This is a genomic window from Faecalibacterium sp. Marseille-Q3530, assembly GCF_017377625.1.
GTDB lineage: Bacteria > Bacillota > Clostridia > Oscillospirales > Ruminococcaceae > Faecalibacterium > Faecalibacterium prausnitzii_E.
On sequence record NZ_JAFREH010000019.1, the window covers coordinates 1 to 19,330 of the forward strand.

A 19,330-nucleotide genomic window follows, 5' to 3' on the forward strand; every position below is an offset into this window, starting at 1 on the left:
TACCCAACACCTTGACGGTGCGGACATGGGACTTGATGCTTCCTCGGCCTAGCCGGGTACTCCGTAACCAATCCTGACAGGCAGTTGCCGTGTCATTTTTCGAAAACTGTTTTACGGATACCCAGCAGTCGGGAACGCTCTGTTTTTCTTTGCCGGGGATATGATGAGCCTGTTCCGCCTGCCAAGCTCGGTGGGATTTGCGATAAAGGCTATCACGGAATGCGGCGAGCGTCAAGATGGTTTTGCAAAGTTTATTACGGTAAAGCGATGATAGTAAGACTTATAGGATTTGGAGCATTGATTAGAGATATGGATGATAATAGCTGCTGATTGACTCAATAAACGCCTTCTGTGGTTTGGAAAGATAATTCCGGCGGGAAGACACTACATCGAATTGACGAACGGCCAGCGGATGCGCTATTTTATAGTAGCGCATATCGTCGTGGTCGTAGAGTACCATCCAATCGCTGATGAACGCCGCACCAAGGCCGGAACAGACCAGATGATACGCCGTCACAAGCTGTGACACCTGAAGCCGGACGATGGGGTCGATCTTGGCATCCTCAAACAACGCAATAGAGCGGCTGTACAGGTTGTTGCCCTTGGTCAATAGGATAAACGGCACATCCGCAAAGGGAGCAAGCGAGGGAATCGCCGGACAATCCGGCATGAGATTGCGGCGGAACATAATGTCTCTTGCGGTCAATGCGTAATTCTTCAGAGTTTTGTTGATGGGATAAGAGGTCGGGACGGCGACTAGAACATTGTCCTTGAAAATGGGTGTTCGACGGAAATTGTCCTTTGGGTTTGGGATGCAGTTAAAGGTCAGGTCGATTTTATTTTCGCGCAGCATTTCGATAAGTTCGTTGGAACTGGCTTCCACCAACTCCAGATGGACACCCGGATATTGTTTTTGAAAAGTCGTCAGCACAGGCGGCAGGATATAGGAGTTCAGATAATGGGTTCCGCCCAAAACGAGATTGCCGATGTTCAGGCTGGAAAGATCGCTCAGCTCTTTGGACAGCTCCGCTTCAAGGTGCAGGATCTCCTTGACCTTTTCGATGTAGACTTTTCCGGCATCGGTCAATTCCAACGGCTTTTTATCCCGAATGAACAGCGGCATCCCAATCTCCGCTTCGACTTTCTGGATGGCGATGCTCAGAGCGGGCTGCGTTAAATAGGGAGCCTGCGCTGCTTTGGAAAAGCTCCCGGATTGATAGACTTGGTAGATATACTGCATCTCCTGCTTCATAACGTTCACCTTGCCGTGTTATAAAAAATACTTATAGCTTTATAAAATCTATAAAATTGATTATACTGCACATTGGTGGTATTGTAAAGTCACAAAGAGAGTACACCATGTCGAAAGGAGAATGAACATGGAAATCAACGCATTGCTCATGGACGAAAAAGACAATGTTGTGACTTGCGTGACAGAAGTTGCCGCCGGACAGGATGTTGTCTACCGCAAGGGGCAGGAGTTCTGCACCGTGAAAGCAGAGGAGAACATCCCTTACTGCCACAAGGTCGCATTGGTCGATCTGAAGAAGGGCGACGAGGTCATCAAGTACGGCGAGAGCCTTGGTGTGATGACCGAGGACGCTGCAAAGGGCCACTGGGTCTCCCACAACAATCTGGTCAGCGTACCGCGTGACTATGACAGCGAAATGGTACAGGAATAAGGAGGAATCGGAGATGCAATTCTGGGGTTATAAACGCAAAGAAGGCCGTGCAGGTATCCGCAACCATGTCCTGATCCTTCCCACCTGCGCCTGCGGCAGTGAGAGCTGCCGGATCGTGGCAAGTCAGGTGCGCGGTGCAGTCAACATCGTGTTCAACACCGGCTGCTCCGATGTTGCTGCCAACACCGCGATGTCGCAGAAAGTCCTGACGGGCTTTGCCTGCAACCCGAACGTTTACGGCGTCGTTATCATCGGTCTGGGCTGTGAGACCGTTCCCCACGCAAAGCTGCGTGAGAAGATCCAGGCCATGACCAGCAAGCCGGTCGTTTCCTTTGGCATTCAGGAAGAGGGCGGTACCCTCAAGACCATTGAGAAAGCGGTTCGCGCCGCCAGCAAGATGGCAGCGGAAGCCGCCATGCAGCCGAAAGAGCTGTGCGACATCTCCGAGCTGATGCTGGGCATCGAGTGCGGCGGTTCGGACGCCACTTCCGGCATTGCAAGCAACCCGGCAGTCGGCGAACTGAGCGATCGGCTGGTCGATCTGGGCGCAACTACCATGATGAGCGAGTCCATCGAATGGATCGGCGGCGAGCATCTGCTGGCAAAGCGTGCGGCTACCCCGGCCATCCACAACCAGATCATTCAGGTCTGCAAGGACTACGAAGCCCATCTGAAATCCGCTGGTCAGGACTGCCGCGCCGGTCAGCCCACCCCCGGCAACAAGGCAGGCGGCCTGTCCACTCTGGACGAGAAGAGCCTTGGCTGCATCCGCAAGGGTGGCACCCGTCCCATCGTCGAGGTTCTGGAACAGGCTGTTCCTCCCACGAAGCGCGGCGCAGTCGTTATGGACACCGCTGGCTATGATATTTCCTCTGTCACCTCGATGGTCGCTGCAGGCTGCAACGCAGTCATCTTCACCACGGGCCGCGGCACCTGCACCGGCAACGCCATCGTCCCCGTCCTGAAGGTCACGGCAAATGCTCGTACGTATCAGCACATGGAGGACAACATGGACGTTGACCTCAGCCCCATCGTGCGCGGCGAAAAGACCTATCAGGAGATGGGCGCAGAGATGCTGAACAACATTCAGGATATCTGCAACGGTAAGATGACCAAGGCAGAAGCATTCGGCTTTTCGGATATTGCAGTCGATCACGTCTGCCGTTTCGTGTAATCAAACAGGAGGAATTGCGGTATGAACCTTTTGAAAAAATGGAATAAGCTTGGTTTGTTCACCAAAATCATGATCGGTTTCGTTCTGGGTATTCTGGCTGGTTTTGTGCTTGGCCCAAAGGCTTCTGCTCTGGCCTTTCTCGGTACGATTCTGACCCGTCTTCTGACGATGGTGGTCGCACCGTTGGTGCTGGGTCTTCTGATCTGTGCAGCGGCAGACGTGAAGGACTTCAAAACTCTGGGTAAGATCGGCGGTAAAACGCTGGCGATCTTCTTGGGCGGCACAGCTGTCGCTGTTGCCATTGGTCTGATACTTTGCAACTTCATGCAAATCGGTGCAGGCTTCGTGATGGAGACCACGGGGAGCTACGATGCAAGTGAAATTCCCAGTGTGGTCGATACGCTGATGGGCATTATCCCTACCAACCCGTTCAACTCCCTTAGTACCCAAAATCTGCTTCAGATCATTTTCTTCTCCCTGTTGCTGGGATTTTCTCTCATCAAGCTGGGCGATAAGGGTGCCCCCGTTCTGAACTTTTTCCGCGCATGGACGGAAGCATGGAAAGAAATCACAAACATCGTGCTGGAGTTCACCCCCTACGGTGTGTTTGGCCTGATGGCGGACATCGTGGGCAAGTACGGTGTGGATGTCCTGCTGCCCTACCTCAAGACCATCATCGCATGTTACCTGACCTGCGCTCTGTTCACCATCTTTGTGCAGGGTGGCCTGATGGCTGGTGTTTACGGCGGCATCAGCCCCATCAAGTTCTTCAGCACTATGAAGGAAGCCATGCTCTTTGTCTTTGCTACCTGCTCCAGTGTGGCGACCATTCCCCTGAACCTCAAGTGCACCAAAAAGCTGGGCGTCAGCGATAAGATCGCCGACTTTGTGATTCCCTTCGGTGCAGTTATGAACATGAACGGCACAGCCATTTACGAAGCTGTTGCAGTCGTCTTTGCATCCCAAGTGTTCGGCATCCACCTGACGATTTCCCAGCAGGTGATGGTCATGGTCACGGCTGTTCTGGCATCCATCGGTACTGCTGGCATTCCCGGTTCCGGTCTGGTCATGCTGACCATCGTGCTGAATGCAGTCAATTTGCCGCTGGAGACCATCGGTTTGCTGGCCGGTATCGACCGTATCCTGAACATGGCTCGTGTTATCCCCAACATTGTGGGTGATGCTGCTACCGCCGTCGTTGTAGCCAAGAGCGAGGGCGAGCTGCATCCGGGGCTGGTCAAGGAAACTGCGAATGACTGATTGCCAGTTTATAGCAGTTTGCGTTTTTAATGCACAAGCAACATCCGCAAACTGCATATCGCAAATATGCCGTGTTGATGGGCACTATTTTTGAAAATTGCGATAGAAGATCCTCTACATAGATATATTCTTAAAATGATACCTTCTTCATCATACCATTCTCCTTAAAAGGCAACCTCCCTTCCGACGATCACAGTGTCAGGAGGGAGGTTGTTTTTTTAGCGGACTTCATTTGAAATCCAGCTTTTGAGGCTGTGTCGGAGCGCTGTTTTTGCCGGGCAAATTTTGCGGTACGCATTGTGTTTTGCCGCAGCTTCCGGTACAATGGAGAAAAAAGGGGGACGACGGAAGATGGAAAAAACCGAACAGAGATACCAGGCATACCTTCAGATCTTAAAAGAGGAGCTGATCCCGGCGATGGGCTGCACCGAGCCGATCGCGGTGGCCTATGCCGCCGCAGTGGCCCGGCAGACGCTGGGGGAACTCCCGGACCGGGTGCGGGTCGGGGCCAGCGGAAGCATGATCAAGAATGTCAAGTCGGTCATCGTGCCCAACACCGATAATATGAAGGGGCTGGAAGCCGCCGCAGCGGCGGGCATCGTGGCTGGCCGCCCGGAGCAGAAGCTGGAAGTCATCGCCAATGTGACACTGGAGGAGACGAAGGCCATCCGCGCCTATCTGGAGCAGACCGATGTGAAGGTCGAGCATGTGGAGAACGGCGTCACCTTTGATATCATCGTCACGGTCTGGAAGGGGGCGCACACCGCGCAGGTGCGCATCGCAGTCTTCCACACCAACATCGTCCGCATTGAGAAGGACGGCGAAGTCCTGCTGGACTTGCCCGTCCACGGCGACGAGGAGGAGAACCTGACCGACCGCAGCCTGCTCGACATGGAGCACATCTGGGATTTTGTCCATTCGGTGGACATCGAGGACGTGAAGCCGATTTTAGACCCGCAGATCCGGTACAACATGGCCATTGCCGAAGAAGGCCTCCGGGGCGATTACGGGGCCAACATCGGCAGCGTTCTGCTGGACATGGAGGGCAATGATGTGCGGGTGCGGGCCAAGGCTTACGCGGCCGCAGGCTCCGATGCCCGGATGAACGGCTGCGAACAGCCGGTGGTCATCAACTCCGGCAGCGGCAATCAGGGCATCACCGCCTCGGTGCCGGTCATCGTCTATGCGCGGGAGCTCAAGGCGAGCGAAGAGCAGCTGTACCGGGCGCTCACCCTCTCCAACCTGACCACCATCCACGAAAAGACACCCATCGGCCGGTTATCCGCCTACTGCGGCGCCATCAGTGCGGGCGCGGGGGCCGGTGCGGGCATCGCCTATCTCTGCGGCGGCGGATACGAGGCCGTCATCCACACCGTCGTCAATGCGCTGGCCATCGTGTCGGGCGTCATCTGCGATGGTGCCAAGGCCAGCTGTGCGGCCAAGATCGCCACGGCAGTGGAAGCCGGGCTGCTCGGCTATAATATGTATATTCGGGGCCAGCAGTTCCGCGGCGGCGACGGCATCGTCGCCAAGGGCGTGGAAAACTCACTGCGGAACGTGGGCCGCCTGGGCAAACAGGGCATGAAGGAAACGAACCGCGAGATCATCGACATCATGGTCGGGTGCAAATAACAGAAAACGCAGAACGACGCCGTCGGCATTTGCCGACGGCGTCGCTGTTTGTACCGGTTCAGGTGGTCTCCCGCTGGGTCAATGTATAAGGGAACTGGATGGACTGGGGCGTGGGAGCTTTTTCGCTGGGGCTTTCGATCTCCATAATGGTCAGCTGGGCGGCTTTTTCGCCCATCTCAAAGGCAGGCATCTCCATGGAGGTCATGCTGGTTTCCAGCATCTCGCCGATGGCGTGGCCGGTCATGCTGATGACCTTGACCTGCTCCGGCACCCGGATGCCCTGTTCTTTCAGGGCACGCAGAACGCCCAGCCCCTGCAGGTCCACCGGGGCCAAGATGGCATCCAGCTCCGGCTCGTCCCGGAGAAGCTGGTTGGCGCACTCATAGCCATACTCAAAGCTGTTGACCGGCTGGGTGGATTCGGCAAGGATCTCCTCCAGTCCGTGGGCGGCGATGGCCTTGGAGTAGCCCTCGTACCGGCCCTTGAAGGGGCTTTGGTGGGAGTAACCGGCGATGAGCGCGATGCGGCGGCAGCCTTTGGAATAGAGATAGTCCACGGCGTTCCGGCCGCAGGCTTCGTAGTCGGCTACGATGCTGCTGATGCGTGGCTCCTGACACCGCACGATCTGGGTGACGGCGATGCCGCTGGCCTGGATGCTGCGCAGCAGCCGGTTGTTGCGCCCGGTGCCGGTGATGATGATGCCATCCACGAAGCTGTTCTGCATCCGTTCCAGACAGCTTTTTTCCCGCTGGGGATCATCGTCGGTGGTGGAGATCAGGGTGGAATACCCCAGCCGTTCGGCTTCGTGTTCGATGCCCGGCAGGATCTCAGAGAACAGGGTCAAGTGGAGCCGGGGCACGATGACCCCTAGGGTGTGCCGCCGTCCCTGCCGCAGCGCTTTTGCCATGACATTGGGTCGGTAGCCCAGCTCCTTAGCGGCAGCCACGATGCGGGCTTTGGTCTCCGGGTGGACATAAGAGGTATTGTTTAAGGCGCGGGAAACGGTGCTGACATCCACACACGCTTTCTGCGCAACGTCTTTCAGGGTCGCCATGAAGCAGCTCTCCTTTCCGTTCTGAATGCAAACGTTTGCACAACTTGTAAAGATTCTTAGCCAGGAGTATCCCGAACACCCCTATTGTAATCCTGGCGGAACAAAAAATCAAGAAGCAGGAAAAGGAACGCTTGTCAAGATGCTGCTTGGCAAAATGAACAAAATCCGAGCCAAAAAATGCTGAAAATGTAAAATTATGCAAGACGTTGCAGGCAATATGCAAAACTTTGCAGGGAGGCTGCTTTTTGTTGACGAAGGCTTGCAGCCATGGTATAACAGAGTCACAGAAAACAAACGATTGCAGAGCAAAGCCCAAAGACATCGGCGCGCGAGATGATCTCCAAAGCAGCTTCTGCGATCCAGAACGAAAACCAACACAACATTGATTTTTGATAAAAGGAGATTCTCATTATGGCTAAGGTTAAAACGTTCAAGACCATCTTCCCCGCTGTGTCCGTTCCCCTGAACGACGATTACTCCATCAAAGAGCCGGAGTTCCGCGCTTATCTGCGCTGGATCAAGAGCTTCTACGGCAAGGGAATCGAAGGTCTGGTCTGCAACGGCCACACTGGTGAGATCACCGGCCTGACCCGTGCCGAGCGCAAGCGTGTCGTCGAGATCTGCTCTGAGGAGTGCGGCGACGTGATGACCATCATCTCTGGCGTCAACTGCGAGAACACCGCTGAGTCCATCGCCATGGCCAAGGAAGCCAAGGAGGCTGGTGCAGACGGCATCCTGCTGATGCCCCCGCACATGTGGCTGCGCTTCGGCATGAACCCCAACGCTCCCTTCGAGTATGTCAAGGACGTTGCTGAGGGTGCTGACATCGACATCATCATCCACCTGTATCCCGCAACCTCCAAGGCCTTCTACCCGGTCGAGACCCTGATTAAGATGTGCAAGGAGATCGACCACGTCAAGTGCATCAAGATGGGCACCCGCGTCACCTCCATCTACGAGCATGACGTCCGCCTGCTCCGTCAGGAGTGCCCCGATATCAGCCTGATCACCTGCCACGACGAGACCCTGTGCGTCTCCTGGTTCCCCGGCATGGACGGCGCTCTGATCGGCTTCGCAGGCTGTGTGCCTGAGCTGATCTGCCCGGCATGGGATGTCTTCAAGAATCCTGACAAGCACACTCTGAAGGAAGCACAGGATTGGTCCAACCGCATCTACCACATCTCTCAGGCCATCTACGGCGGCGGCCAGCCCTCCGGTGAGGCTCATGCCCGCCTGAAGGAAGCTCTGAAGCAGCGCGGCATCTTCACCAGCGCTCTGATGCGCAAGCCCGTTCTGCCCCTGAACCAGGAGGAGAAGGACTGGGTCGCTCTGGGTCTGGAGCGCAGCCAGCTCCCCGCAGTGGATATGGAGCAGTACAAGTAAGGTAACCCCCATTCCCGCAGCAGCGATGTGCGAAGCTGCTGCGGAGGGTCGGATCATACTCCGGGTGCTGCCTGATGACCTCATCAGTGCAGCACCCTCTTTTTTAAGAATAAAAGGAAGGCTTTATCATGAGCGAGAACAATGCAACGATGTCGGCCGGGATGCCGATGTCCGCTCCTGCCTTTGGCTCAGACGTGAAGCGTCTGCCATTGAAAGACCTGCTCAAGCGCATTGGCCCCGGTCTGATCGCGACAGGCATCGTAATCGGCCCCGGTGCCGTGACAACAGCCTCGATGATCGGCGCAAACTATGGCTACGACCTGATGTGGCTGTTCTTCCCCATCATTTTCATGGGCATCACCTTTATGATGGTCACCAACCGTCTGGCCATCGTGACCGGGATGCCGACCATCCACGCCATCCGCAAGTATTACGGCCCGGTGGCTTCCGGCATCGTGGGCTGCGCCATGTTCCTTTCCTGCCTGTTCTTCACGATGGGCAACATCTCCGGCACCGGTGCCGGTATGAACCTCATCTTCGGCATCGACTGGAAGATCGGCTCCGTCATCATGATCGCGGTCGTGGTGTACATGTACTTTGCCAAGAACGTCTATTCCAAGGTCGAAAAGATTATTACCCTCTGCATCGTCCTGATGATCGTGGCGTTCTATGCCACGCTGGTGGGTGTCGGCGGCCCGGAACCTCAGGGGCTTGCCAAAGGACTGTTCGGCTTTAAGGTCCCTGAAGGCTCCCTCAGCACGGCACTGGCCTTCATTTCCACCAATGCCGCTGTGACTGCTGGTATTTACGGCACTTACCTTGGCAAAGAGAAAAAGTGGAAGAAAGACGATCTGTTCAATGGTGTTATGTTGACGGATGCCATCACTCACATCGTCAGTGTCTCCCTGATTTCCGGTGCCATCGTGCTGGTGGGTGCCGTCGTGCTGCACCCGCAGGGGCTGAGCATCAAGGCCCCGGCCCAGCTGGCAGAGATGCTGGTGCCCATCATGGGCGGCAGTGCCCGCTACATCATGGGTCTGGCTCTGTTGGGCGCAGGCTTCTCTTCCCTGCTGGCCAATACCCAGCGCGGCATGGTGCTGCTGGGTGCCGGTCTTGACAAGGACGTCAGCCTGGAGAGCAAGTTCATCCGCATTGGTTGCCTGGCCTGCCTGGTCTTTGCCATGGTGGTCTGTTACAGCTACGGCGGTTCCCCTACCCAGCTGATCCTGATGGCCAACATCGCCACCTCCATCGCTACGCCTTTTGGTGGTCTGTTCATGCTGCTGATGATCTGGCGCGATGATTTGAGCAAGGGCTATAAGAAGCCCACCGGTCTGCGCATCTGCATGACCATCAGCTACATCTTCGCCGTCATCATGACCATTTCCGGTCTGTCTACTCAGATCCCCAAGATCCTCGCACTATTCCACTGAGTTTATCTGGGATACCATACCAGAGAGCTACTCCAATACCTTCTTTTTTCTCCGTTGCCTGTGCGGCTTCTCATTTCGGCCTGCACAGGCAGCAAAAAACACCCGCTGTTCCTGCCGCCATGACAGGGCCAACGGGTGTTTTTGCGTATCACATTACCAGCGGTTCGCCTTGAGGCCATCGAGCACCTCGAACAGGCTCCGGCACTCGGCGGTGTACAGGCGGCGCATCTCGTCGTCGGCGGGCAGCAGGTCCGGCACCATCACGGTGACAAAGCCCCCGGCGGCTCCGGCGCGGACGCCGTTGTAGCTGTCCTCCAGCACAAGGGCGTGTCCGGGCGCAACGCCCAGCTTCTCCGCCGCCAGAAGGAAGATCTCCGGGTCGGGCTTGGAGCGGGTCACCTGCTGGCCGGAGGCGAGGACGCTGAAATAATGGCGCATCCCCCAGTTGTCCAGATTGCGCTGGATGACATCCATCCGGCTGGAAGACGCCACGGCCATGGGGATGTGCTGCTCGTCCAGCCAGGCCAGCAGCTCGTCCAGACCCGGCTTTTTGGGCACCGGCTTCTGGAACGCTTTGTCGGCCACCGCGTGCAGGCTGTCCACGATGGCGGCCGCATCGCAGTCCTGCCCGTAGAATTGGCGCACGACATTCCGCAGAGTTTCGCCTGCGGTGCCCCGCGCGGCCTCGCTGAGGCCCTCTTTATAAGGAAGCCCCAGTGCCGCCAGAGCCGGTTCCCAGAATGTGGCCCACATCCGCTCGGTGTCGAACATCAGGCCGTCCATATCAAAAATGACGCCGTTTATCATAAGGTATCCTTTCTGTTTGCGTCCCTGCCCTCTCAGGCGCTTTGCGCCAGCTCTCCCGAAGGGAGAGCCATTGGCAGGACGGTTTTGATCGTAGAAAATGAAGAAGGTGGAGCGGCCCGGAAACATCCGGGCTCCGCAAAAGAGGCAGACAGGAGCTGCCAATGGGGACAGGGCCCACGGCTATGGGAGCCGCAGGCGATCTTGCACTCTGCCTGACATGCCAAAGCCTCTCCCTTTGGGAGAGGTGGCATTGCGTGAGCAATGACGGAGAGGGTTGCTCACAAAAATAATATCACAATTTGCGACAACTTACAGCCCCCAAACATGAAAGATTTTTTGATTCCTTGAAAAATGCGTTCATGATATTATAATAGAAAACAACATTTGACATCTGGAAAGCGCGGAGGGAGCCGCGTGTGTCAGCTGTGTGAGATCAGAAAAGAGGGAAAATTATCATGTTGGATATCAAGATCACCCGGACGACCTGTCCGAAAGAGAAGCCGCAGGATGAGACCAAGCTCGGCTTCGGCAAGAAGTTCACCGACCACATGTTCGTCATGGACTACACCGAGGGCGAAGGCTGGCACGATGCCCGTATCGTCCCCTATGCTCCGTTCCAGCTGGACCCGGCTACGGTCGTGTTCCACTACGCACAGGAGATCTTTGAGGGCATGAAGGCTTACCGCACCGCAGACGATACCATCCAGCTGTTCCGCCCGGACTGCAATGCAAAGCGGATGCAGGATTCTGCCGACCGTCTGTGCATCCCGAAGATCCCGGTCGAGGATTACATCCAGGCCGTTGAGGCGCTGGTGGATGTGGAACGTGACTGGGTGCCCCATGCAGACGGCGCTTCCCTGTACATCCGCCCCTTCGTGTTTGCAAACGATGTGGGCTTGGGCGTCCATGCTTCCAAGCACTACATCTTCTGCATCATCTGTGCACCGTCGGGCGCTTACTATGCAGAGGGCATCAACCCCGTCCGCATCTATGTCGAAGATGAGTACATCCGTGCCGCTCCCGGCCTGACCGGTTTCACCAAGTGCGGCGGCAACTACGCTGCTTCCATCAAGGCTGGTGAGCTGGCCGAGGAGCAGGGCTATGCCCAGGTGCTGTGGCTGGACGGCGTGGAGAAGAAGTACGTCGAGGAAGTCGGCAGCATGAACATCATGTTCAAGATCGACGGCAAGGTCTACACCGCCGCCACCGTGGGCACCGTTCTGCCCGGCGTCACCCGCCGCAGCTGCATCGAGCTGCTGAAGGACTGGGGCTATGAGGTCATCGAGGGCAAGCTGGCCATCGCCGACATCATGCAGGCTGCACGTGAGGGCAAGCTGGAAGAGGTCTTCGGCACCGGCACCGCCGCAGTTGTTTCCCCGGTCAAGGAGCTGGTCTGGAAGGGCGAGCATGCCTACATCGGCGACGGCAACATCGGCCCTGTCACCCAGAAGCTGTACGACACCATGACCGGGATGCAGTGGGGCAAGCTGCCCGACACCAAGGGCTGGATCGTTCCGGTGGAGAAGAAGTACTAAGCTGCAAGTTTCTTTCCTTGTTCCGAGTTCTGCAAGCGCCGTCCGGCAGCTCACCGGGCGGCGTTTGCTGTATCAACCGCTCAGGCGCTTTGCAGCGCAATCGGCCCTGTGGTCTTGGTTATGAATTGCAATTCTGCCGGGATGGTGCTAGACTAAGCATAGAGTAAGAGGATTGAGAGGGACCAGGATCATGATCAAGAAATGGAGCGTCAGCTACCCCGCTGTCAACGGCACCGAGCAGCGCCGTGTTTATGTCTATCTGCCCACCATGTACGAAGCCGACCCGGACCGCCGGTATCCGGTGCTGTACATGTTCGACGGCCAGAATGTCTTTTTTGACGAAGACGCCACCTTCGGCAAGAGCTGGGGGCTGGCAAACTATCTGGACTACACCGACACGCCGCTTATCGTGGCGGCGGTCGAGTGCAACGCCGGGCCGAACAACGAGCGTCTGGTGGAGTATTCGCCCTACCGCTTCGATGATCCGACCTACGGCCACTTTGACGGCAAGGGGGCTGCGACCATGAGCTGGTTCATCCACCGGTTCAAGCCCTTCATCGACCGCAATTTCCGCACCCTGCCCGACCGGGAGCACACCTTCATCGGCGGCAGCTCCATGGGCGGTCTGATGAGCCTGTACGCCCTGCTGAACCACAACGACGTCTTTGGCCGTGCGGCGGCTCTGTCGCCGTCCATCTGGGTCTCGCCGGAAAAGCTCAGCGGTCTGTTGGGCCGCGCGAAGCTGGAGCCGGGCACCGTGCTCTACATGGACTACGGCTCCCGCGAGATGGGCAACCACGAGGGAATGCGCAAGGGCTTTGCCGACATGTGCAGCAAGGTCATGATCCGCGGCATCCACCTGACCGCCCGTCTGGTGCCCGGCGGCACCCACAGCGAAGCCAGCTGGGAAAAGCAGCTGCCGTTCATGATCCATACCCTGATGTACGAACTGGATTGACCCGACGACCCGATTATAAGGAGGGACCCACGATGGAAATGCAGTATTTTAAGGATTACAGCCCCGCGCTCGGCCGCGAGATGGAGTGCAAGGTCTACGGCCACGCCGGCCGGCCGATGCTCTACATCCCCTGCCAGGATGGCCGGTTTTTTGACTTCGAGGACTTCCACATGGCCGATACGCTGGCCCCGTGGATCGAGTCCGGCCAGGTGATGGTCCTCTCCATCGACACCATCGACAAGGAGACCTGGTCCGACACGAACGGCGACCCCTACTGGCGCATCCGCCGCTATGAGCAGTGGATCCGCTACATCGTGGAGGAAGCCGTGCCCAAGATCCGCCACATCGCCCGCGAGCGGAACGGCTGGAACGACGAACCGGGCGTCATCGCCTTTGGATGCAGTCTGGGCGCGACCCATGCCGTCAATCTGTATCTCCGCTTCCCGAACATCTTCTGCGGCTGTCTGGCCCTCAGCGGCATCTACACCGCCCACTACGGCTTCGGCGATTATATGGACGAGCTGGTCTATATGAACTCCCCGGTGGATTACATGGTCAACTTCCCGGAAAACCACCCCTATATGGAGCTGTTCCGGAACCAGAAGGCCGTCATCTGCTGCGGTCAGGGCGACTGGGAGCAGCCGGACACCACCTGGTATCTCAAGCGCATCTTTGAGGCCAAGCACATCCCCATCTGGGTAGACCTGTGGGGCCACGATGTCAACCACGACTGGAACTGGTGGTATCAGCAGGTCGCATATTATATGCCCTACATTCTGGGCTGAACGCCCCTCGCAGAGGGATGGGTGGAAAGTATAGCGTATCAAAAGAAAGAGGAATCGACAAGACACCATGAGCAATTTTATCTTTATCTCTCCGAACTTCCCGACGAACTACTGGCAGTTCTGCCGGGAGCTGAAAAACAACGGCATGAACGTTCTGGGCATCGGCGACCAGCCGTATGATGAGCTGAAGCCGGAGCTGAAGGCCAGCCTGAACGAGTACTATAAGGTCGGCAGCCTCGAAAATTACGACGAGGTCTACCGCGCCGTGGCGTTCTTCGCCTTCAAGTATGGCCGCATCGACTGGCTGGAATCCAACAACGAATACTGGCTGGAACGCGACGCCGCCCTGCGCACCGATTTCCACATCACCAGCGGCTTCCAGACCGAGGATATGCCCCGCATCAAGTACAAGAGCAAGATGAAGGAGTATTATCAGAAGGCCGGCATCGCCACCGCCCGCTACCACATGGTGGACGATTTCGAGGGCTGTAAAAAGTTCATCGACGAGGTGGGCTACCCGGTCGTCGTCAAGCCGGACAACGGCGTCGGTGCGTCCGACACCCACAAGCTCTCCGATGACGAGGAGCTGCGCGCCTTCCTGACCTACAAGAGCGCCCACCATGCCGACGTCTCCTACATCATGGAGGAGTTCGTTCACGCCGAGGTCAACAGCTACGATGCCATCATCGACGGCAGCGGCAACCCTATCTTTGAGGCGGGCAACGTCAGCCCGATGTCCATTATGGACATCGTGAACAACGATGACAACTCCATCTACTACATCATCAAGGACCTGCCCGATGATACCCGCGCCGCAGGCCGTGCCGCCGTCAAGAGCTTCGGCGTCAAGAGCCGCTTCGTCCACTTCGAGTTCTTCCGGATGACGGAAAATCAGACCAGCATGGGCCAGAAGGGCCAGATCGTGGCGCTGGAAGTCAACATGCGCCCCTGCGGCGGCTTCACGCCCGATATGATCAACTTTGCACGTTCCACCAACGTGTACAAGATCTGGGCCGATATGATCGCCTTCGGCGGCACCGATATGCCGGTGGGCGAGCACTATTACTGCCCGTTTGCGGGCCGCCGCGACGGCAAGCACTTCGTGTACAGCCATGAGCAGCTGATGCAGAAGTATCAGGCCAACATGCGGATGGTGGACCGCATCCCCGACGCCCTCTCCGGTGCCATGGGCAACCAGATGTACGTCGCCACCTTCTCCACCTTTGAGGAGATGGAGCAGTTCTATGCCGACGTTCTGGCCGTGACCGATGCCGACAACGACACCGTTCAGAAAGAACTGAGCGAGGTGCTGGCCCTCGGCGAGCCTGCCGCCACCACGGCCCTCACCAGAAAGCCGAACCTCTCCCCCGCCGTCAAGCCCACCACGGCCGTGACAAAGACCACGACCAGAGCGGTGACCAAGACGAACAGCCGGAAAAAGTAAAAAATACAGCCCCGGAGCGGCGAACTTGCCGTTTCCGGGGCCTTTTTGTGTTTATCACGGCTTCATTTTCAGATTTCGCAGTTGGTTCAGCTGGTCACGCCGTCCATAGATGACGGCGAGGACTTGGACCCGGTGTGAGTCGGGATCCGGCCAGAAGTAGATCAGAAAATTTCGGCACAGAAGTTTCCGGATGTTTTGTGAATGCCAGGGTTCTTCTTCGACAAGGGGTGCCCGCTGAGGCAGAAGGCTCAGAGAAGCCATAGCCTGTTCCAATGTGGTCAGGAGTGCATCTGCAGTTTCGGGTTCCAGAAGTTCATGTGCGATATGGTGGACGATGGCACGGAGCTGCTGTTCGGCCTGCGGGGTGAGCGCGACAGTATATTCCTCCATGGCTCAGATCTCCGCGCGGAGCCGGGCAAAGGCTTCGTTCAAAGGGGAAGATTCTCCGCGCCTGGCCTGGTCCAGGCCGGTCTGCATCATGGCGTCAAATTCGTCACGGCTCAGAGCATCACGAGTGGGGAGCCGGGTGGCCAGGTCCAGCGAAAATGGAATGCCGTCCCGCAGGATGACCTGACGGTATGCCATATCAATGAAGACCGAAACGGGAATGCCAAGCTGAGAAAGAATGGCTTCGGCCTGCTCCTTGATCTCTGGCTGGATGCGGGCGGTGACATTTGCGGTTTTTGCGGACATAAAGATCGCCTCCTATTGCTTTTATTGTACCACGCTGTGTTGCGATTCGCAATACGATAGAAGAAAGAGGAAAGCAAGGTTTGTCCCGCTCCGCAGAATGTGCTATACTGTCCTCAAAGACACTGTTGAGAATGAGGTACAGATATGAAAATTCCCGCAAATGGTTTTACACACGCTGGCAAGTTCCATGCAGACGACGTGTTTGCCACCGCGCTGCTGCAGATCGTCCGGCCGGATATCAAAATTACCCGCGGCTTTGTGGTGCCGGATGACTTCGATGGCATCGTGTACGACATCGGTTTCGGCATGTTCGACCACCATCAGGAGCCGCGCGAGACCCGCCCCAACGGCGTCCCCTATGCGGCCTTCGGTCTGCTGTGGCGGGTGCTGGGGCCGGGGCTGGTCGGTGAGCGGCAGGCACGGCTCATTGATGAAAACTTCATCCAGCCGCTGGACCTGAACGACAACACAGGCGAGCAGAACAGCCTGTGCGACGCCATCGGCTTCTTCAACCCGGTGTGGGATTCGAAGGAAGATCAGGACACCTGCTTCTTCAAGGCCGTGGCCGTGGCAAAGCAGATCCTGGAACACCAGCTCGACAGCGCCAACGCCGTGAACCGCGCCGACGAGAAAGTCCAGCAGGCTTACAAAAATTCCCGCGACGGCATCGTCGTGCTGCCCTGTTACCTGCCCTGGAAAAACGGTCTGTACCGGACGGATGCGCTGTTCGTGGTCTACCCCAGCCAGCGCGGCGGGTGGAGCGCTCAGTGCGTGACCGACCACAAGACCAAGAAGCCCAAGCTGCCCTTCCCGCAGTCCTGGGCGGGCCAGCCGCAGGAGGTCATCGAGCAGAAGAGCGGCATCGAGGGCATCAGCTTCTGCCATGCCAGCCGCTTCCTCATCACGGCCAAGGATAAGGAAACGGCCCTTGCAGCCTGCCGTCAGGTGCTGAAAAACAACGGGAGACTGTAACATGAGCGCAGGAACCGAACAAGAGACCGAAGAGCGGGCCTACGTGTATATGGTGCGGTGCGCGGGCGGTCAGCTCTATACGGGCTGGACGAACGACCCCGGTGCCCGCCTGCACGCCCACAAGACCGGCAGGGGGGCCAAGGCCACACGGGCCATGGGGGCGGAGCGGTTCGCCTATCTGGAACGGTGCGCGGACCGGTCGGCGGCGCTGCGCCGGGAAGCGGCCCTGAAAAAGCTGCCGAAAGCGAAAAAGGAAGCCCTCTGCGCCGGGTGGGAGGAGAAGAACCTCCCCCGCCTCTCGGTGGCGTCCCGCGCCGATGCAAAGGACATTCTGGAACTGTACAACTGGTATGTGCTGCACCACACCGCAACGTTTCAGGTCACGCCCTCCACGCTGGAAGAATACGAGGACTGGGTGGACAACACCCTGAAGGTGGCCCCGCTGCTGCTGGCGCGGGACGCAGACGGCAGGCTGCTGGGCTATGCCTGCGCTCACCGTTGGCACCCGCGCGAGGCCTACGACTGGTCGGTGGAGAGCACCATCTACTGCGCCCCGGATGCCCGCGGCTGCGGGGTAGGCACCCTGCTCTACCGCGCACTGCTGGAATTGCTGACCGCCTGCGGCTACTGGAACGTCTATGCACTCGTGGCCGACCCGAACCCCGCCAGCGAGCGCATCCATGTGCAGCTGGGCTTTTCCTGCGTGGGCCGCACCCCGCACACGGCGTATAAATTCGGCTGGCTGGGCCTGTCCACATGGTGGCTGGCGCTGCGCACCGGCAACGAAAAACCTGCCCCCGTCCGGATGGTGACGGCAGAGCAGACGCAGGCCGTGCTCTGCAAATACGGAAAAACAGAATGAAACGAAACGAAGGGCTCCGGCATTTGCCGGGGCTCTTCTGCGTTTCGGAAAGCGGTGCTGAAATCTTGGCACCTGCCCGGCTGGATGGATGAAACGGCTTTCAGAATGTGTCAGAATATATACAGCAGAACTGCATAAAATTTGCATAAATAATAAAATATTTGCATAAACATGCAAAGTGCCACAAACGGCACTGGAAAAGGGCAGAAGGTTTGGCGGTTTTCCGCATTGACGGAAAAGCCGCGCCGCGTATAATAAAAAGCGTGATAAGCAACCGAGAGATCGAGCGCACCGGGAGGGACGCCCGGTGCAGGAAAACAAAAGTGTAAGCATGAAAACAAAGGAGCGTTCATCATGAAAAAGGAGAACATCAAAAAAGTCGTTCTGGCCTACTCTGGCGGCCTGGATACCTCGATCATCATTCCCTGGCTGAAGGAAAACTACAACAACTGCGAAGTCATCGCCGTCTCCGGCGACGTGGGCCAGGGCACCGAGCTGGACGGTCTGGAAGAGAAGGCCAAGAAGACCGGCGCTTCCAAGCTGTACGTTCTGGACCTGAAGAAGGACTTCATTGAGAACTACATCTTCCCCACCCTGAAGTTCGGCGCAAAGTATGAGGACTACCTGCTGGGCACCAGCTTCGCACGTCCCTGCATCGCAAAGGCTCTGGCCGACATCGCCATCCAGGAAGGTGCCGACGCCATCTGCCACGGCTGCACCGGCAAGGGCAACGACCAGGTGCGTTTTGAGCTGACCCTGAAGGCCCTCTGCCCCGATATGGCCATCATCGCTCCGTGGCGTGAGTGGGACATCAAGAGCCGTGACGAGGAGATCGACTACGCCGAGGCCCACAACATCCCCCTGAAGATCAACCGCGAGACCAACTACTCCAAGGACAAGAACCTGTGGCACCTGAGCCACGAGGGTCTGGATCTGGAGAACCCCGCCAACGAGCCGCAGTACAACAAGCCTGGTTTCCTGGAGCTGGGTGTCTCCCCGGAACAGGCTCCCGATACCCCGACCTACCTCACCATTCACTTCGAGAAGGGCATCCCCACCGCCATCGACGGCAAGGAGATGGGCGCTGTGGAACTGGTCGAGTACCTGAACAAGGTCGGCGGCGAGAACGGCATCGGCCTGCTGGATATCGTTGAGAACCGTCTGGTCGGCATGAAGAGCCGCGGCGTGTACGAGACTCCCGGCGGTGCCATCCTGTACAAGGCCATCAATGTGCTGGAGACCATCACCCTCGACAAGGAGAGCGCACACCTCAAGGAGCAGCTGGCGCAGAAGTATGCCGACATCGTCTACAACGGCCAGTGGTTCACCCCGCTGCGCGAGGCTCTGGATGCCTTCGCCAACAGCCTGGCAAAGACCGTGACCGGCGACGTCAAGCTGAAGCTCTACAAGGGCAACATGATCAACGCAGGCGTCACCTCTCCGTACACCCTGTACGATGAGCAGACCGCTTCCTTCGGCGTGGACGAGGATTACAACCAGGCCGATGCAACAGGCTTCATCAACCTGTTCGGCCTGTCCATCAAGGAGCGCGCAAAGCTGTCCAAGAGCTGGCCGAAGGTCGAGGACTAAGCGGCCGAACGAAGCCAACTTTCCCCGCTGTGTGTTTTCTACACTTTCACACAGCGGTTCCAAGAC

The 19,330-nt window shown here is 57.5% G+C and carries 18 protein-coding genes; 13 read left to right on the top strand and 5 right to left on the bottom strand.

Features of this window, described 5'->3' with window-relative positions:
• Positions 1 to 301: 301 nt before the first annotated feature.
• Complete coding sequence (locus J3350_RS12565; protein WP_207686859.1) at positions 302 to 1,252, bottom strand: LysR family transcriptional regulator; 951 nt, start codon at positions 1,250 to 1,252, stop codon at positions 302 to 304.
• A gap of 127 nt (positions 1,253 to 1,379) precedes the next feature.
• Between J3350_RS12565 and J3350_RS12570 the strand changes: the two genes are divergently transcribed.
• The 4 genes from J3350_RS12570 (at position 1,380) to J3350_RS12585 (ending at position 5,748) form a co-directional block, all read left to right on the top strand.
• Positions 1,380 to 1,682, top strand: a complete 303-nt coding sequence (locus J3350_RS12570; protein WP_022256559.1) for a UxaA family hydrolase — start codon at positions 1,380 to 1,382, stop codon at positions 1,680 to 1,682.
• 13 nt (positions 1,683 to 1,695) lie between these two features.
• Positions 1,696 to 2,856: a UxaA family hydrolase gene (locus J3350_RS12575; RefSeq protein ID WP_207686860.1), complete on the top strand. Its 1,161-nt coding sequence runs from the start codon at positions 1,696 to 1,698 to the stop codon at positions 2,854 to 2,856.
• Positions 2,857 to 2,877: 21 nt separating this feature from the next.
• Complete coding sequence (locus tag J3350_RS12580; protein ID WP_207686861.1) at positions 2,878 to 4,116, top strand: dicarboxylate/amino acid:cation symporter; 1,239 nt, start codon at positions 2,878 to 2,880, stop codon at positions 4,114 to 4,116.
• A 351-nt stretch (positions 4,117 to 4,467) separates the two neighbouring features.
• Positions 4,468 to 5,748, top strand: coding sequence for a serine dehydratase subunit alpha family protein (locus J3350_RS12585; RefSeq protein WP_207686862.1), 1,281 nt, complete (start codon positions 4,468 to 4,470; stop codon positions 5,746 to 5,748).
• Positions 5,749 to 5,806: 58 nt separating this feature from the next.
• Here the strand turns inward: J3350_RS12585 and J3350_RS12590 are convergent, their stop codons facing one another.
• A complete protein-coding gene (locus J3350_RS12590; RefSeq protein WP_207686863.1) occupies positions 5,807 to 6,802 on the bottom strand; it encodes a LacI family DNA-binding transcriptional regulator in 996 nt (331 codons plus the stop codon).
• 411 nt (positions 6,803 to 7,213) lie between these two features.
• Here J3350_RS12590 and J3350_RS12595 point away from each other — a divergent pair, with 411 nt between their 5' ends.
• Both J3350_RS12595 and J3350_RS12600 read left to right on the top strand, forming a co-directional pair.
• On the top strand, positions 7,214 to 8,185 hold the full coding sequence (locus J3350_RS12595; protein WP_207686864.1) for a dihydrodipicolinate synthase family protein: 972 nt from the start codon (positions 7,214 to 7,216) through the stop codon (positions 8,183 to 8,185).
• Between the two features lie 128 nt (positions 8,186 to 8,313).
• Entirely contained in the window at positions 8,314 to 9,618 is a 1,305-nt protein-coding gene (locus J3350_RS12600; protein WP_242700285.1) for an Nramp family divalent metal transporter, read from the top strand.
• A gap of 153 nt (positions 9,619 to 9,771) precedes the next feature.
• On the opposite strand, the gene J3350_RS12605 is transcribed toward J3350_RS12600, so the two are convergent.
• A complete protein-coding gene (locus tag J3350_RS12605) occupies positions 9,772 to 10,425 on the bottom strand; it encodes an HAD family phosphatase (protein WP_207686865.1) in 654 nt (217 codons plus the stop codon).
• Between the two features lie 455 nt (positions 10,426 to 10,880).
• Between J3350_RS12605 and J3350_RS12610 the strand changes: the two genes are divergently transcribed.
• The 4 genes from J3350_RS12610 (at position 10,881) to J3350_RS12625 (ending at position 15,147) form a co-directional block, all read left to right on the top strand.
• Positions 10,881 to 11,960 carry a branched-chain amino acid aminotransferase gene (locus J3350_RS12610; RefSeq protein WP_207686866.1) on the top strand — a complete coding sequence of 360 codons (1,080 nt, stop codon included), beginning with the start codon at positions 10,881 to 10,883 and terminating at the stop codon, positions 11,958 to 11,960.
• 190 nt (positions 11,961 to 12,150) lie between these two features.
• On the top strand, positions 12,151 to 12,918 hold the full coding sequence (locus J3350_RS12615) for an alpha/beta hydrolase (protein WP_207686867.1): 768 nt from the start codon (positions 12,151 to 12,153) through the stop codon (positions 12,916 to 12,918).
• Between the two features lie 32 nt (positions 12,919 to 12,950).
• Positions 12,951 to 13,703: an esterase family protein gene (locus J3350_RS12620; RefSeq protein WP_207686868.1), complete on the top strand. Its 753-nt coding sequence runs from the start codon at positions 12,951 to 12,953 to the stop codon at positions 13,701 to 13,703.
• Between the two features lie 67 nt (positions 13,704 to 13,770).
• On the top strand, positions 13,771 to 15,147 hold the full coding sequence (locus J3350_RS12625; RefSeq protein WP_207686869.1) for an acetyl-CoA carboxylase biotin carboxylase subunit family protein: 1,377 nt from the start codon (positions 13,771 to 13,773) through the stop codon (positions 15,145 to 15,147).
• Positions 15,148 to 15,201: 54 nt separating this feature from the next.
• Here the strand turns inward: J3350_RS12625 and J3350_RS12630 are convergent, their stop codons facing one another.
• Both J3350_RS12630 and J3350_RS12635 read right to left on the bottom strand, forming a co-directional pair.
• Positions 15,202 to 15,537: a type II toxin-antitoxin system RelE/ParE family toxin gene (locus tag J3350_RS12630; protein WP_207686870.1), complete on the bottom strand. Its 336-nt coding sequence runs from the start codon at positions 15,535 to 15,537 to the stop codon at positions 15,202 to 15,204.
• Between the two features lie 3 nt (positions 15,538 to 15,540).
• Positions 15,541 to 15,840: a type II toxin-antitoxin system RelB/DinJ family antitoxin gene (locus tag J3350_RS12635; protein WP_097791202.1), complete on the bottom strand. Its 300-nt coding sequence runs from the start codon at positions 15,838 to 15,840 to the stop codon at positions 15,541 to 15,543.
• A gap of 144 nt (positions 15,841 to 15,984) precedes the next feature.
• Between J3350_RS12635 and J3350_RS12640 the strand changes: the two genes are divergently transcribed.
• The 3 genes from J3350_RS12640 (at position 15,985) to J3350_RS12650 (ending at position 19,264) form a co-directional block, all read left to right on the top strand.
• Positions 15,985 to 16,812 carry an MYG1 family protein gene (locus J3350_RS12640; protein ID WP_118553759.1) on the top strand — a complete coding sequence of 276 codons (828 nt, stop codon included), beginning with the start codon at positions 15,985 to 15,987 and terminating at the stop codon, positions 16,810 to 16,812.
• Between the two features lies 1 nt (position 16,813).
• On the top strand, positions 16,814 to 17,674 hold the full coding sequence (locus J3350_RS12645) for a GNAT family N-acetyltransferase (protein ID WP_207686871.1): 861 nt from the start codon (positions 16,814 to 16,816) through the stop codon (positions 17,672 to 17,674).
• A 354-nt stretch (positions 17,675 to 18,028) separates the two neighbouring features.
• Positions 18,029 to 19,264, top strand: a complete 1,236-nt coding sequence (locus tag J3350_RS12650; protein WP_207686872.1) for an argininosuccinate synthase — start codon at positions 18,029 to 18,031, stop codon at positions 19,262 to 19,264.
• The last annotated feature ends 66 nt before the right edge of the window (positions 19,265 to 19,330 follow it).

Bases quoted from the DNA above. Each gene is read 5' to 3' on its own strand.
- J3350_RS12635 (WP_097791202.1), bottom strand. From the start codon at position 15,840: ATGTCCGCAAAAACCGCAAATGTCACCGCCCGCATCCAGCCAGAGATC.
- J3350_RS12615 (WP_207686867.1), top strand. From the start codon at position 12,151: ATGATCAAGAAATGGAGCGTCAGCTACCCCGCTGTCAACGGCACCGAG.
- J3350_RS12585 (WP_207686862.1), top strand. From the start codon at position 4,468: ATGGAAAAAACCGAACAGAGATACCAGGCATACCTTCAGATCTTAAAA.
- J3350_RS12620 (WP_207686868.1), top strand. From the start codon at position 12,951: ATGGAAATGCAGTATTTTAAGGATTACAGCCCCGCGCTCGGCCGCGAG.
- J3350_RS12630 (WP_207686870.1), bottom strand. From the start codon at position 15,537: ATGGAGGAATATACTGTCGCGCTCACCCCGCAGGCCGAACAGCAGCTC.
- J3350_RS12650 (WP_207686872.1), top strand. From the start codon at position 18,029: ATGAAAAAGGAGAACATCAAAAAAGTCGTTCTGGCCTACTCTGGCGGC.
- J3350_RS12575 (WP_207686860.1), top strand. From the start codon at position 1,696: ATGCAATTCTGGGGTTATAAACGCAAAGAAGGCCGTGCAGGTATCCGC.
- J3350_RS12600 (WP_242700285.1), top strand. From the start codon at position 8,314: ATGAGCGAGAACAATGCAACGATGTCGGCCGGGATGCCGATGTCCGCT.
- J3350_RS12590 (WP_207686863.1), bottom strand. From the start codon at position 6,802: ATGGCGACCCTGAAAGACGTTGCGCAGAAAGCGTGTGTGGATGTCAGC.
- J3350_RS12565 (WP_207686859.1), bottom strand. From the start codon at position 1,252: ATGAAGCAGGAGATGCAGTATATCTACCAAGTCTATCAATCCGGGAGC.
- J3350_RS12640 (WP_118553759.1), top strand. From the start codon at position 15,985: ATGAAAATTCCCGCAAATGGTTTTACACACGCTGGCAAGTTCCATGCA.
- J3350_RS12595 (WP_207686864.1), top strand. From the start codon at position 7,214: ATGGCTAAGGTTAAAACGTTCAAGACCATCTTCCCCGCTGTGTCCGTT.
- J3350_RS12605 (WP_207686865.1), bottom strand. From the start codon at position 10,425: ATGATAAACGGCGTCATTTTTGATATGGACGGCCTGATGTTCGACACC.
- J3350_RS12625 (WP_207686869.1), top strand. From the start codon at position 13,771: ATGAGCAATTTTATCTTTATCTCTCCGAACTTCCCGACGAACTACTGG.
- J3350_RS12570 (WP_022256559.1), top strand. From the start codon at position 1,380: ATGGAAATCAACGCATTGCTCATGGACGAAAAAGACAATGTTGTGACT.
- J3350_RS12580 (WP_207686861.1), top strand. From the start codon at position 2,878: ATGAACCTTTTGAAAAAATGGAATAAGCTTGGTTTGTTCACCAAAATC.
- J3350_RS12645 (WP_207686871.1), top strand. From the start codon at position 16,814: ATGAGCGCAGGAACCGAACAAGAGACCGAAGAGCGGGCCTACGTGTAT.
- J3350_RS12610 (WP_207686866.1), top strand. From the start codon at position 10,881: ATGTTGGATATCAAGATCACCCGGACGACCTGTCCGAAAGAGAAGCCG.